Origin of the sequence: Rhizobium sp. RAF36 (genome assembly GCF_052114105.1) — a bacterium.
Taxonomy (GTDB): domain Bacteria; phylum Pseudomonadota; class Alphaproteobacteria; order Rhizobiales; family Rhizobiaceae; genus Rhizobium.
The window spans coordinates 237801-251247 of the sequence record NZ_JBFREC010000005.1 but is presented as its reverse complement, the minus strand read 5'-3'; the positions used below and the strand labels follow the sequence as shown (position 1 = coordinate 251247).

Annotated in this window: 12 protein-coding genes; 5 read left to right on the top strand and 7 right to left on the bottom strand. The window is 59.8% G+C overall.

Going from position 1 to position 13447, the window contains the following annotated elements; translation table 11 throughout:
- The first annotated feature begins 244 nt into the window (after positions 1-244).
- The 5 genes from AB4Z25_RS19270 to gmk all read left to right on the top strand — a co-directional run bounded on the left by AB4Z25_RS19270 (position 245) and on the right by gmk (position 4742).
- Positions 245-481, top strand: a complete 237-nt coding sequence (locus AB4Z25_RS19270) for an acyl carrier protein (protein WP_003502080.1) — start codon at positions 245-247, stop codon at positions 479-481.
- A 93-nt stretch (positions 482-574) separates the two neighbouring features.
- Positions 575-1837 carry a beta-ketoacyl-ACP synthase II gene (gene fabF / locus AB4Z25_RS19265; protein ID WP_112537525.1) on the top strand — a complete coding sequence of 421 codons (1263 nt, stop codon included), beginning with the start codon at positions 575-577 and terminating at the stop codon, positions 1835-1837.
- A 116-nt stretch (positions 1838-1953) separates the two neighbouring features.
- Entirely contained in the window at positions 1954-3174 is a 1221-nt protein-coding gene (gene mltG / locus AB4Z25_RS19260) for an endolytic transglycosylase MltG (protein WP_112537524.1), read from the top strand.
- A 14-nt stretch (positions 3175-3188) separates the two neighbouring features.
- On the top strand, positions 3189-4076 hold the full coding sequence (locus tag AB4Z25_RS19255) for a YicC/YloC family endoribonuclease (RefSeq protein ID WP_112390866.1): 888 nt from the start codon (positions 3189-3191) through the stop codon (positions 4074-4076).
- A gap of 3 nt (positions 4077-4079) precedes the next feature.
- Positions 4080-4742 carry a guanylate kinase gene (gene gmk, locus AB4Z25_RS19250; RefSeq protein WP_112537523.1) on the top strand — a complete coding sequence of 221 codons (663 nt, stop codon included), beginning with the start codon at positions 4080-4082 and terminating at the stop codon, positions 4740-4742.
- Positions 4743-4962: 220 nt separating this feature from the next.
- Here gmk and rsmA read toward each other — a convergent pair whose 3' ends face one another.
- From rsmA to AB4Z25_RS19215, 7 genes are all read right to left on the bottom strand, one after another.
- Positions 4963-5790, bottom strand: coding sequence for a 16S rRNA (adenine(1518)-N(6)/adenine(1519)-N(6))-dimethyltransferase RsmA (gene rsmA, locus AB4Z25_RS19245; RefSeq protein WP_112537522.1), 828 nt, complete (start codon positions 5788-5790; stop codon positions 4963-4965).
- Entirely contained in the window at positions 5790-6815 is a 1026-nt protein-coding gene (gene pdxA / locus AB4Z25_RS19240; protein ID WP_112537521.1) for a 4-hydroxythreonine-4-phosphate dehydrogenase PdxA, read from the bottom strand. The genes rsmA and pdxA overlap by 1 nt, the downstream gene beginning before the upstream one ends.
- Before the next feature lie 4 nt (positions 6816-6819).
- Positions 6820-7758: a peptidylprolyl isomerase gene (locus tag AB4Z25_RS19235; RefSeq protein ID WP_112537520.1), complete on the bottom strand. Its 939-nt coding sequence runs from the start codon at positions 7756-7758 to the stop codon at positions 6820-6822.
- A gap of 185 nt (positions 7759-7943) precedes the next feature.
- Entirely contained in the window at positions 7944-10307 is a 2364-nt protein-coding gene (locus AB4Z25_RS19230; protein ID WP_112537519.1) for an LPS-assembly protein LptD, read from the bottom strand.
- Entirely contained in the window at positions 10307-11395 is a 1089-nt protein-coding gene (gene lptG, locus AB4Z25_RS19225) for an LPS export ABC transporter permease LptG (RefSeq protein WP_442208829.1), read from the bottom strand. The genes AB4Z25_RS19230 and lptG overlap by 1 nt, the downstream gene beginning before the upstream one ends.
- The gene (locus tag AB4Z25_RS19220; RefSeq protein WP_112537517.1) at positions 11392-12567 is read right to left on the bottom strand and encodes an LptF/LptG family permease; all 1176 of its coding nucleotides are present in this window, start codon (positions 12565-12567) and stop codon (positions 11392-11394) included. The genes lptG and AB4Z25_RS19220 overlap by 4 nt, the downstream gene beginning before the upstream one ends.
- Before the next feature lie 97 nt (positions 12568-12664).
- On the bottom strand, positions 12665-13435 hold the full coding sequence (locus tag AB4Z25_RS19215; protein ID WP_442208857.1) for a phosphatase PAP2 family protein: 771 nt from the start codon (positions 13433-13435) through the stop codon (positions 12665-12667).
- Between the last annotated feature and the right edge of the window lie 12 nt (positions 13436-13447).

The window sequence follows — 13447 nt, the reverse complement described above, 5'->3', positions numbered from 1 at the left end:
GTTGACCAATCTGGCGGGGTTGATTTTCTGGCTTTGCGGCAGACATAAACCATGTTAAGCGGGCCAATGACTGTGAACAGTCGTCCCGGGAAACAAGGCGAACCGGCAGGCTTTCAGCCAGCCAGGGACACCGCAAGCCGGGCCAACGAGTTTGCTGAACGCGTCGAGAAGGCGCGGTAGGCTGAAAACAGGGTAGGGGTGCCAGAAGGCACTCTGATCAGGACATAAGGTCGAGGAAACCGACATGAGCGATATCGCAGAACGCGTAAAGAAAATTGTTATTGATCATCTTGGCGTCGATGCCGACAAGGTTGTCGAAGGCGCAAGCTTTATCGACGATCTGGGCGCTGACTCGCTCGACACCGTCGAACTGGTCATGGCATTCGAAGAAGAATTCGGCGTTGAAATTCCTGACGACGCAGCTGACTCGATCCTGACGGTCGGCGATGCAGTCAAGTTCATCGAGAAGGCCCAGGCTTAATCCTGAGCGATTTTCAAAGGGCGGGCCACGAGTCCGCCCTTTTTATTTGGGGCTAGGCCCAACTCAAAGAAAGACGATAGGCGGGGGCACTCGATGAGACGGGTCGTTATCACCGGTACCGGCATGGTATCACCCTTGGGATGCGGAACTGAAATTACCTGGAAGCGCCTGCTCGAAGGTCAAAATGGTGCCCGCCTGGTGACCGAATTCGAGGTCGAAGACCTTCCCGCCAAGATCGCCTGCCGCATTCCCGTCGGCGACGGCACCAACGGAACATTCAACGTCGATGAGTGGATGGAGCCGAAGGAGCAGCGCAAGGTCGATCCCTTCATCATCTACGGCATGGCGGCCGCCGACATGGCGCTCAAGGATGCCAACTGGCATCCGCAGACCGACGAAGACCAGATCGCCACCGGCGTTCTGATCGGCTCCGGCATCGGTGGCATCGAAGGCATTGTCGAAGCCGGCTACACGCTGCGCGACAAGGGTCCGCGCCGCATTTCGCCCTTCTTCATTCCCGGCCGTCTGATCAATCTCGTGTCCGGCCAGGTTTCGATCCGCCACAAGCTGCGCGGCCCGAACCACTCCGTTGTCACCGCCTGCTCGACCGGCGCGCACGCCATCGGCGATGCTGCCCGTCTGATCGCATTCGGCGATGCCGATGTCATGGTTGCCGGCGGTACGGAATCGCCCGTCAGCCGCATTTCGCTCGCAGGCTTTGCCGCCTGCAAGGCGCTGTCCACGCAGCACAACGACAGCCCCACCAAGGCATCGCGCCCTTACGACAAGGACCGTGACGGTTTCGTCATGGGAGAAGGTGCGGGCATCGTCGTTCTCGAAGAGCTGGAGCATGCGCTCGCGCGCGGCGCCAAGATCTATGCCGAAGTCGTCGGCTACGGTCTCTCCGGCGACGCCTATCACATCACCGCACCGTCGGAAGACGGCGAGGGCGCACAACGCTGCATGACCATGGCGCTGAAGCGCGCCGGCCTAACGCCTGCCGATGTCGACTACATCAACGCCCACGGCACCTCGACCATGGCCGATACGATCGAGCTCGGCGCTGTCGAGCGGCTGGTCGGCAATGCCGCCTCGAAGATCTCGATGTCCTCGACCAAGTCGGCGACCGGCCATCTGCTGGGTGCCGCCGGTGCCATCGAGGCGATCTTCGCGACGCTTTCCATCCGTGACAATGTCGCGCCGCCGACGCTCAATCTCGACAACCCTGAGCGGGAAACGGCGATCGACCTCGTGCCGCACAAGGCTCGTCAGCGGGAAATCAATGTGGCACTGTCGAATTCCTTCGGATTCGGCGGTACCAATGCATCGCTGGTTCTGCGCCGCTACAGCGCGTAACGGCGCTTTTTGGCACAGCACGAAGGCAGGGCCGGCCCCTTGTGGAGACGGCCCACCTGTTTTTTGCCGTATTGCTTCTTAAAAAGCAGACGGGGCCAAATATAGAGGATTGCCGGGTGAGCGACACGAACCAAGGGAACGAAACGCCGGGTCAGGGCGACCAGCAGGCGCAGAACGGCCGGATCATTCCGAAATCGCCGACTGAAGCGCTGCGCCCGGAACGCGTTCCCGAGCCGCCGAAGCGCTCCAAGAAGGCGCGCAGCCAGGTCGTCATCTTCCTGAATTTCGTCATGACCATTGTCGTGCTCGGCTGCGCGGCGGCCGTCTTCGCGTTCTATTACGCGATCTCGAGCTACCAGGATCCCGGTCCTCTGGAAACCAACACCAATTTCATTGTTCGCAGCGGCGCCGGTCTCTCCGAGATCTCGAGCAACCTCGAGCGCAACAACATCATCTCTGATGCCCGCATCTTCCGCTATCTGACGGCGACCCATCTGAACGAGGGCGAGAGCCTGAAGGCCGGTGAATACGAGATCAAGGCCAAGGCCTCCATGAACGACATCATGGAGCTTCTGAAGTCTGGCAAGTCGATCCTCTATTCGATCTCCTTCCCCGAAGGCCTGACCGTCCGCCAGATGTTCAACCGCATGAATGACGACCAGGTGCTGGAAGGCGAGCTGCCGACCGTGCTGCCGGCCGAAGGCAGCCTGCGCCCCGATACCTACAAGTTCTCCCGCGGCACCAAGCGCAGCGAAATCGTCGATCAGATGGCAGCGGCACAGACCAAGCTGCTCGACCAAGTCTGGGACAAGCGCGACCCCTCGGTGCAGCTGAAGTCCAAGGAGGAGATGGTGACGCTCGCCTCGATCGTCGAGAAGGAAACCGGCGTGCCGGATGAGCGCGCCCATGTCGCATCCGTCTTCCTCAACCGTCTCGGCAAGGGCATGCGCCTGCAGTCCGATCCGACGATCATCTACGGTCTCTTCGGCGGCGACGGCAAGCCGGCCGACCGGCCGATCTACCAGTCGGACCTGAAGAAGGACACGCCCTTCAACACCTACATCATCAAGGGCCTGCCGCCGTCGCCGATCGCCAATCCGGGCCGTGATGCGCTCGAAGCCGTCGCCAACCCGTGGAAGACCGAGGATCTCTATTTCGTCGCCGATGGCACGGGCGGTCACGTCTTTGCGGCAACGCTCGACGAGCACAATTCCAATGTCAAGCGCTGGCGCAAGCTGGAGTCTGACAAGGGCGCCGACCCGAACATCGCCGTCGACGGTCAGCCCGAAGCACAGGCGGATGCGCCTGCCGCCCAGAAGAAAAAGAAAACCAACTGATTTCGGAGATTCGGATGGCTTTGCAATCCATGACCGGTTTTGCGCGGCGTGAGGGAACGAGCGGCCGCTGGCGCTGGGCATGGGAGCTGCGGTCCGTCAACGGCAAGGGCCTCGACCTGCGCCTGCGCCTGCCGCCTGGCCTCGAGCGCATGGAGGTGGATGTTCGCCGCATGACGGGCGAGGCCTTCAGCCGCGGCAACATGCAGGCCAACCTTTCCGTCTCGGCCGGTGAGAACCGCTTCGAAACCGTCCTCAATCAGGAAGCGCTGGCGACCGTCCTGGCGATGCGCGATCAGCTGGCCGGCATCATCGATCCGGCGCCACTGAAGCTCGATACGCTGCTGTCGATCCGGGGTCTCGTGGAGTTCCGCGAAACCGAAGACAGCGAAGAAGCGGTTGCGGCGCGCGACGCTGAGGTGATGAACGGCCTCATTGCCGCCCTTGCCGATCTGAAGCTCATGCGCGAGCACGAAGGCGCGGCGCTGTCGCGCATCCTCCTCGATCATGTCTCAACCATCGAGACACTGACCAGGACCATCGAGAGCGATCCGTCGCGCTCGCCGCAGGAAATCGCCGAGCGGCTGAAGGCGCAGGTCTCCCTGCTACTGGAGAGTTCAGCCGCATTCGACCGCGACCGGCTTCACGCCGAAGCCGCATTGCTGGCGACACGGGCCGATCTTCGCGAGGAAATCGACCGGCTGAAGGCCCATGTCGCCGCTGCCCGCGAATTGCTGGCAAAAGGCGGCCCTGTCGGCCGCAAGCTGGATTTCCTTGCACAGGAATTTAACCGGGAATCGAATACGATCTGTTCGAAATCGAATGCTTCGGCGGTGACCGCCGCCGGCATTGAACTGAAAGTCGTCATCGACCAGTTCCGCGAACAGGTCCAGAATCTGGAGTGATCCATGCAACCGACGAAAACGTCGCCCATTCAGATCGCACGCCGCGGCCTGATGCTTGTCATCTCGTCGCCGTCGGGCGCCGGTAAATCGACGATTGCCCGCACGCTCTTGGCGCAGGATAGCCAGATCGGTCTGTCAGTCAGCGTCACCACGCGTCAGCGCCGCCCGAGCGAGGTCGAGGGCATCCACTATCGTTTCGTCAGCATCCGCGAGTTCGAGGTGCTGCGCGATTCCGATTCGCTGCTCGAATGGGCCGAGGTCCACGGCAATTTCTACGGCACCCCGCGCCAGCCTGTCGAAAAGGCAATGGGCGAGGGCCGCGACATGCTCTTCGACATCGACTGGCAGGGCGCCCAGCAGCTGCAGGAAAAGATGTCGGCCGACGTGGTCTCGATCTTCGTCCTGCCGCCGACCATGACCGAGCTGCAGTCGCGCCTGCACCGCCGCGCGGAAGATTCTGAAGAAGTCATCGCCCAGCGGCTGGCCAATTCCCGCGCCGAAATCGGCCACTGGCGGGAATACGACTATGTCATCGTCAACGACGATCTCGACAAGGCCTTCGATTCCGTGCAGTCGATCGTCAAGGCCGAGCGTCTCCGCCGCGACCGCGGCCACGGCGTCTTCGATTTCGTTACCAAGCTGCTGGAAGAGACGCCGGTTCTCTGAGGTCGACTGGAGCGCCGGTTTCGACGGCATGCCCGATTCCCTCCCTCATTCCTGTGCTCGTCACAGGAATCCAGCCACCGCGCATCGGCGCGGCGAATGACTCATTTTCAATTTGAAGAAGTGTCTTCTGCGCCCAAAGACTTGGGCGCACTGGCCCCCTGTGAGTCCCGTAGGCGCAGCCCTAAGGGCGCAGGGATGAGGGGACAGCGTAGGAAGTCCCCTAGAGGCTATTCGCCAACAAGCAAAACTCATCCACCGAAACCGTCTCCGCCCGCCGCTGCGGATCAATGCCGGCCTTGGCCAGCAATACCTCTCCGCCAATCGGCTTCAGGCTCTGGCGCAGCATCTTGCGGCGCTGGCCGAAGGCAGCATGCGTAACGCGCTCCAGATTGGCGACGGAGCAGGGGATCGGATTTTCGCGAGGCGTCAGATGCACGACGGTCGACGTCACCTTCGGCGGCGGCGTGAAGGCCTGCGGCGAGATGTCGAAGGCCATGTGCGCCTGCGTTCGCCAGCCCGCGAGCACCCCAAGGCGACCGTAGTGATCGTCGTCTTCGGTTGCGACGATGCGCTCGCCGACTTCCTTCTGGAACATCAGCGTCAATGAATCCCAGAATGGCGGCCATTCTCTCGGCAGCAGCCAGTTCACCAGCAGTTGCGTACCGACATTATAGGGCAGGTTGGCGATGATCTTGACCGGACCTTCAGGCGCCATGCCCTCGAAATCGGTCTTCAACGCATCGCCTTCCATGACCTCAAGACGGCCCGGATAATGATCGGCAATTTCGGCGAGCGCCGGCAGGCAGCGCGGATCGCGCTCGACGGCGATCACTTTCTTGGCGCCGAGCGCCAGGATCGCCCGCGTCAGCCCGCCGGGGCCGGGGCCGACCTCGAAGACGGTCGCATTCTCAAGGTTGCCGGCGGTGCGGGCAACCTTCTGCGTCAGATTGAGATCGAGAAGAAAGTTTTGGCCGAGCGCCTTGCGGGCATCGAGCCCGTGACGCTGGATCACGTCGCGCAGCGGCGGCAAGCCGTCGAGTGCGGCCATCAGCGATGGCTCTCGGCATTGCGCCCGAGCTGGGCTGCAAGCTTCAGCGCTGCAACGAGGCTGTGTTCGCGGGCGATACCCGTGCCGGCGATACCGAAGGCGGTGCCATGGTCGGGCGACGTGCGTACGAAGGGGAGGCCGAGCGTGACGTTGACGGAATCGTCGAAGCCGAGCGCCTTGGCCGGGATCAGCGCCTGATCGTGGTACATGCAGATAGCGACGTCATAGCGGGCACGGGCTTCGTCGTGGAACATCGTATCGGCGGGCAGGGGGCCGATGGCGTCGATGCCTTCCGAGCGCAACTGCTGGATCGCCGGATGGATGATATCCTCGTCCTCGTGCCCCATCAGCCCGCTCTCGCCGGCATGCGGATTAAGCCCGGCGACGGCAAGACGCGGCTGCGCGATGCCGAAGCGGTCTCTGAGATCGGCATGGGCGATGCGGCAGGTTTCAGCGATCAGTTCGCCAGTGAGCGCCCGGGCCACATCCTTGATTGGAATATGGATGGTGACGGGAATGGCGCGCAGTTTCGGCCCAGCCAGCATCATGACGGGCGTGAGAGGCTTTCCGGTCGCGCGTGCGGCGAGATCGGCCAGAAACTCGGTATGCCCGGGAAACTTGAAGCCTGCTTCGTAGAGAACCGACTTCGCGATCGGATTGGTGACGACACCGAGCGCCTCGCCTTTCTGGGTCAGCGACACGGCGGTCTCGATCGCCGCGATCGTTCCGGCGGCCGTCGAAACATGCGGCTCACCCGCAGCAACTTCGACACCGGCAGGGATCGGAAGCACCGGTAGCGCGTCGGCGAATATCTCAGCCGCTGACGCGGCGTCGGCATGGCGGACAGGCACAATGAGATCCAGCTGCCGTGCACGGACCGCAAGCACATCTGGATCGCCGATGAAGAAGAACGGCGCAAGGCCGAGTTCGCGGCGGCGCAGCCACGCCATCAGCGTGATATCGGGGCCGACACCAGCCGGATCACCCTGCGTCAGCGCCAATGGTCGCGAGAACGGGACTGTCATGGTGTCAGCGATAGATGATCTGCGCCTTCGAGCGCAGTTCGTCGAGATACTTCTTGGCATTCTCGTCGGTCGGCGATTCCTTGTTGGACTTCGCCTTGTCGAGATCTTCCTGGCGGAACACCATTTCGGCAGCGGTATCATCAGACACCTGACGCTGGCTGCAGATCGCCAGATACTCGACGCCCTTCTCAGTGACGCGTGTCGTGGTCGTGTTGCCCTTCGCCTGCTCGATGAGCGGCTTCCAGTCAGCCGGCAGCTGCGGTGCGAGCATGCGGCCGAGATCGCGCACGGAAACGTCACGCATTGTGGCTGCAAAGACCTTAGCCTGATCGCAGCCCGGATACTTGGCGCGCGACGCATCCGCCTCGCTCTTGCGCTTCGCCGTGATGCCCTTCTTTGCTGGCGGGACGACGAAGATCACCTGCTGCAGCATATATTCTGTGGTTTCAGGCTTCTGCTTGTTGTTGTCCATCATGCGCGACACGAGATCGCTGCTCGACATGCGGGCCGAAGAGCCGTAGCGCGCATTGACCAAGCGTGGCCAGCTCATCTGGACGGCGATGAACTGCTTGAAATGATCGGCGCCGACGCCGGCTTTGGTCAGAATATCGGTCAGCTGGGCGACCGTCAGCTTGTTGCCTTGTGCGAAGCGCGCGAAGGATGCATCGACTTCATCCTTGGAGACCGACATGCGGATACGCGCGATCTCCTGACGCTTCAGCGTTTCATCGACCAGGGATTCCTGCGCTGTCTTTGCATCCGCCTTCTGATGCTGAAGCCGCAGGAAGGCGACGCGCTTGGCGACGTCGCCGCTGGTGATTGCCGTCCCGTTGACGACGGCCTTGACTTCGCTCGCTGCAAAAGCGGGCTGGTAGGCTGCCGCTGCGATGCACATCGCAGCGCCTGCAAACAATGCCGTTACGGCCTTTCTGGCGCCAAACATCTATCGACCCTTCCCTAGACGGCACAGTTCAATGTGCGCCTATTTCCTTCCATCGCGGCAACCGGACAGTCATTCCAGCAGAAATGATGCTTTCCTATGCCTCAGATAATTGCTGACGGCAATGTCCTGCAAAACTGTTGCGGCGAAAGAAAGGCTCTCTTTCTTTCGCCGCCATGTCATCTGTCTTAGTTGTTATAAATCTTGCTGTCCGGGTTGTCGAAGTCCCCGAGTTTGATGTCGCCGAGGGTCCGGAACGTCAGCCTGGCACCGATTGTCCAATCGCTTGCCGACTCGTCGCTGATGTCGCGCTTGTCGGTGTAGGCGATGGTGAAGATCGTGCATTCGTCTTCATAAGAGAGGCCGATGCTCTTCTTCGAAATGACATCATTGTTGAGATCCCAGGCAATACCACCGAAGATCGACCAGTAGTCCTTGAATTTGACACTCGCCTTCGTCTGGATTTCGTCCGCATCGCTGGACAGGCCATAGTCCGGTTGCGCGGTAATGTGCGTGTAGATCAACTGACTCTGGAACGTGTCATTCTGAAAACCGGCGGTGAAGTCGCCCCGGTTGAGTGACAGATCTTTTTCATCGAGACGATACGAGGCAGCCAGCGCCAGCCCCTGCGGCGTCTCGATTCCAGCGAGGCCAACATAATCGGAACGTGTGGTCTCAAGGCCGGATTCGCTGCCCACATTGACCAGATCCGGGCTGGCGAACGAATTCTTGCCAGCCAGCTGATAGGATTGGCCGAAGATGCCATGCAGCTTGTAACCGTTGTCGAACGAGCCGGTATACTGGAAGCCGATATTGGCGCGCGTGCCGCCCTCGATACGGTCATAGCCCGAGAATTTGTCCCGGTCGAAGAGGTTGGTTGCGTCGAACACGAAGCTCTGTGCGTCTTCGTTCGGCAATGCGCCTGCAAGAGGCTCGTCGGGCCGCGCGTAAATCTGCGCGATCGGCTCGATCACATGCGTGCTGTTGTCGGTGGTGATCAGGAATGGGTAACGGGCTTCGAGGCCCGCTGTGATCATCCCACGAGTTGCTGCATCGCCGTTATCGAAGTCGCCGTTGTAGACGGACGTTCCGCTGATCGAGTTCGGGTCATCCATATTCACCGAGAGAGCGTCGGCCCGCGCGGCAAGTAGTGGCGTGATCAGAACGCCAGCCGGCGTCACGAAAGTGCGCTTCCATTCCAGTTCGCCACTAAGGCGGCTGTATTGCCCCTTGAGCGAGAAGCGGTCCTCGCCGAGCGGGTTGTCAAAGAAGTCGTCGTGCGTACGCGAAATATTGGTCAGGTTGACGTCGAGCGACAACTCTCCGCCCGCCAGCGGCTGCGGCGCGACATAGTGATAGTCCATCGTCGGATAGACGATCGCTTGCTGTTTTTCACTTTCGCTCGTCCGATCGGCGTCCTGCACGTCGAAATAGAAAGCGCGCATGTCGAAGTAATTGCGCTTGCCGAGACCCGTCAGGTAAACTTGGTTGGTTTGCGTCGTCCCCGAGTAGCCCTTCAGCTCATATGTTCGCGAGAAATTGTTGTCCGACTGGTACATGACGTCCCAGCCGAAGCTCCAGCGCGGATTAATCTTGAAGTCCGCCTTCGACGCGATCATGCCGCGATCGTCGCGCTGGTCGCTCGTACCCGCCGTGAAGCTTTCCGGACTAAGCTGATTGATGCCAGCGATGCGCAGAGTGTGCGTGCCGTTTTCAAAGCGCTGCCGGAACTCGGTATCGAGCAGGAAACCCTGCTGCGTATAGCCGGTACCGGTTACCGTTGCGTCCATGCTCGGAGAGAAGACGTAATAATACGGAACAGAGAGGCCGAAGCCCAGGTTCTGCGATGTGCTCATTGTCGGGAACAGGAAGCCCGACTTGCGCTTGACCGTATTGTCCGGAACTTCGATCCAGGGAAGGTAGGCAATCGGCGTACCGAGAAGCTCCAGCCGCGCATGTTCGAGCCGGATCGTATGCTTTTCGCCATTCTGAATGACGCGCTGGGCTTTCACCTGCCAGAATGGCGCCTTGTCCGGCTGTTCGGCGCATGGAAGGCAGGCCGTGTAGACACCCTTATTCAGGATCATCTGCGTGCCGCCGACGCGCTCGCCGCTTTCGGCCACGATTCGGGTGTTGTCCGCCGTCTCAATGCGCAGCGCGTTGATGAAACCGTTGGCAAAGTCGTCGGTCACATCGAGCTTGTCAGAATACATCCGGTTGCCATCGGGACTGATCATCTCGATGTTGCCGAGCGCCATCATCCGGCCGGTCTTCTGGTTGTATTCGACGCGCTGGGCCACAAGTTTGTAGCCGGCATAATTGATCTGGACGCCGCCGATCACCGAAACGACCTGCGAGTCCTTGTTGTAAATCAGTTCGTTGGCCGAAAGCACGAGCTTTTGACCGGCTTCAACCTTCGGTTGGAGCTTTTGCGATGCCTGATTTTCCTGTGCGAAGACTTCTGGAATGCTTCCGGAGTAGCTAAGCAGAGTCACGCCTGCAAGCAGGGCAACCATGTGTTTACTCAAAGTCTTGCGGTTGCCTGCCGCCACTAGCCATCCTCCTGATGAAGCAGAATCGTTGCACCCAATGCGAGCGCGACGACTACCGGAATCCAGGCCGCCACGAAAGGCGGTACGACTCCGCTGCTTCCAAATGCTTTCACAAGCACGGTCAGCACATAAAGCACGAAGCCTGAGAGGATTCCACCCAGAATCACGGACCTCGATTGGTTGAACCGGCTAAATTTTAGGGACACTGTTGCAGCAATGAGAGTCATCGCCACGAGCAGCAGTGGCTGCGACAGCAGTGAGTGGAATTGGGTCTCCAGCGCCTTGGTCGGAACGCCGAATGACTTCGCTATTGCTATTCTGTTCGAAAGATCAAAGAAAGCAATGGTTTCAGGTGGCGTGAGACGCTCTCTGACAAAGTCCTGCTTCAAATTGGTACGCAGTTGTAGCGTATCCTTACGCTGCACGACTTCGCCCGGCCGACGCTCGATAACGTCCTTAAGAAGCCAGTAACCATCTTCCAACTTTGCGGACTTCGCGTCCTGCCTCAGGATCACTTCCCCATCGGAATTGAAGTGGACGAGGACGGCGTCCATCAGCAGCGTACCATTCTCGACAATCGATTTTGCTCCGATGATCACGTCATCATGGCCGCTGATCTGCCGAATCCAGGGTATCTGCGATGACGCGTTGGCGATCTTGTCCTGCCCGCGCCAATCCGTTTCCAACAACGCCGCTTGACGCTGCCCCCAGGCAGCGATGGGGTTGATGACCGCGACGGTAAATACGCCAAGCAGCAGGGCTCCGACGGCAAAGGGTGCCATGAACTGCCAGACCGAGATGCCGGCAGCACGCGTAACGACAAGCTCATATTTGCGGTTGAGCCCGATCAAAACCGTCATCCCGACAAACAGCGCGATGAATGGAACGGTTTGCTGAAGCAGCAGAGGGAGCCGCACAGCCGTCATGACAAGCCCGCTGGCAACAGTATAGCCCGGCAGGCCGGACATTCTCGTCGCCGTTTCGCTAAAGTCGATCAGAAACACGATGCTGATAATGCCGAGAAAGAACCAGATCGTGGTCGTGAGGTAGCGGCGAAAGAAATAACGTCCAAGTGTCCCGAAAATCATGCGTTCCCTCCCGAATTTCCATTCTTTCTGGGAAGATAGGAGGACGCGGCCGTTCGAATCCAAAGCCAAACGCTTCCGATGCCCGTGGTCACAGAGAAGCGTCCGTGAAGGTTCAGGAACACGATGGAGATCACCGAAGCGACGACCGGAATGCCGTAGAGGATGGCGATAAACGTCGGACGGGTATCTATCTCGTTTGCCGCGTAGAACGACGCCCAGCGAAGCGCAAACGAAAGGCTAAGCGCTCCGATCATCGGGTGGAGCCGCGCTTGACGGTGAGATCGCGCATCGCCGGCAATCACCAGCGATATCAGGGCGAAGACGAAAGGCAGCGTCCAATCCGTCAGGCGCCGGTGCAGCTCAGCAGTGTAAGCTCCTGGTCTCGCGATATAATCCTTGTCGGTCACATCGGGATTGAGCAGGTATCCCAGGTCCCGGTCGCTGGCGCGCAGCGTCGCCTGGCCACGGTTTTCAGTCAGATCCGACAGGTCAAATGAATAGGAATCGAAGCGAATGATCGAAACGTTCCCATCACGCGTCTTTCGCTGAACTTCGCCGTCCTTCATCAGCAGCGACGTGCCGCTCGGATCGACAGCACCCTCACGGGCATAATAGATCATGTCGAATGCGGGATCGCGTTCATCGACGACGAACAAGCCGCGCAACACGCGCCCTGCTAGCCGTTCGGAGATCTGAACGAAGAGGCCGTCATCGATTTTGCGGAAGTTTTTCTCTTCGATGACCGTCGAGAGCAGGTCAGCGTAGGTCTCGGCGACCATCTGGCGCACGCCGGTCTTGGCCTTCGGCTCGACGACGTTGTCGACAAAGAACGAAAAGACGCTGATCAGCGCGGCAAGCAGCAGAATGGGACGCACGAGGATGCTGCGATTGGCGCCTGCCGCATCGATAACCGTCAGTTCGGAATCGTTGTTCATCGTCGTCAGCGTCTGGGTAATGCCGATGACGAGCGCGAAGGGCAGGACGACGGGAATGATCGAGGGAAGGATCAGTGTCGCGAGCATCGCGAAGGATCCAACCGACTGACCACTGTCGGTCACGAGATTGACGCGCTGCAGCACCTGAGTCGTCCAGATGATCGCCAGCACTGGCAACAGCGCTACGAGGAACATCTGGCCGACACGCCGCAATATGTAAATCTCGAGAAGTTTCATGCCTGCCCTTGGTCGGTCTGCGAGGCGAGCGCCTTGCAGCGGAATCCATCTACGATGTTTGTTTCGCTTTTGCGACCTGTCCGCTTGAAAAATTCATTCAAATTTCAGAATTTTTTGCCCGGTGTGACGAATCTGTGAAGGCATAGATCCCGGCAAAGACGACGACCGCAAGCAGCCAGCCGAGCACGATGTCGGAGAGGAAATGACCGCCGAAAGCAAGCCGCATCACTGGTGTCAGCAGCGAAATTGCCAGTATTGGCAGAAAAAGGCCGGTTCTGGCCGGTTGCGGGATGAAGATCAGCAGACAGAGCAGCCATCCGGCGCTCGCCGCTTCGCCGGAGATGAAGGAACAGTTGCTGACGCATTTTCCCGCAAAGGATCCGGCCCGCACGAAATCCATCATGCCGCCGAAATCGATCACGGACACCGGGCGAGGGCGGCCCCAATGCTCCTTCAGGATCACATTGACGATCAATCCCGGGCCGATCAGCAGCGAGCTCAATGCGATTTTCAGATTGCGTGCCCGTGCGGCCTTGAAGGTCGAGCCATGCTGCGTGTAGCAGGCGATCAGCATACAAAGCTGGATGATCGCGACCACATAGGGCAGCCGGAAGAAGATCATGCGCAGGTTCTTCAGAAACCAGTTATTGGCCGCCATGAACGCGCCGCAAATATCGCCGGCCTGTGAGGTGGCGTCGCAGGTTGCCGGTGTGAAGAAATAGCGCGAGGTGGAAAGGTCGATCTGCGGGAATGCCGAGAAGATGATCAGCAGAACCCACCACAGACAGAACAGCGCCACGAAGATGTCCGTCGCTGCAGGCGGAAAGCCGATTCTCCGGTCTGATATATAGGTCTTGAGGGCTGCTATCACTGGTAACGT

What these genes read in the sequence shown, in the direction of transcription:
- rsmA (WP_112537522.1), bottom strand. Translation starts at nt 5,790, where the DNA reads ATGGCCGCACTCGACGGCTTGCCGCCGCTGCGCGACGTGATCCAGCGT.
- lptG (WP_442208829.1), bottom strand. Translation starts at nt 11,395, where the DNA reads ATGATTTTCGGGACACTTGGACGTTATTTCTTTCGCCGCTACCTCACG.
- AB4Z25_RS19270 (WP_003502080.1), top strand. Translation starts at nt 245, where the DNA reads ATGAGCGATATCGCAGAACGCGTAAAGAAAATTGTTATTGATCATCTT.
- gmk (WP_112537523.1), top strand. Translation starts at nt 4,080, where the DNA reads ATGCAACCGACGAAAACGTCGCCCATTCAGATCGCACGCCGCGGCCTG.
- AB4Z25_RS19220 (WP_112537517.1), bottom strand. Translation starts at nt 12,567, where the DNA reads ATGAAACTTCTCGAGATTTACATATTGCGGCGTGTCGGCCAGATGTTC.
- AB4Z25_RS19235 (WP_112537520.1), bottom strand. Translation starts at nt 7,758, where the DNA reads ATGTTTGGCGCCAGAAAGGCCGTAACGGCATTGTTTGCAGGCGCTGCG.
- pdxA (WP_112537521.1), bottom strand. Translation starts at nt 6,815, where the DNA reads ATGACAGTCCCGTTCTCGCGACCATTGGCGCTGACGCAGGGTGATCCG.
- fabF (WP_112537525.1), top strand. Translation starts at nt 575, where the DNA reads ATGAGACGGGTCGTTATCACCGGTACCGGCATGGTATCACCCTTGGGA.
- AB4Z25_RS19255 (WP_112390866.1), top strand. Translation starts at nt 3,189, where the DNA reads ATGGCTTTGCAATCCATGACCGGTTTTGCGCGGCGTGAGGGAACGAGC.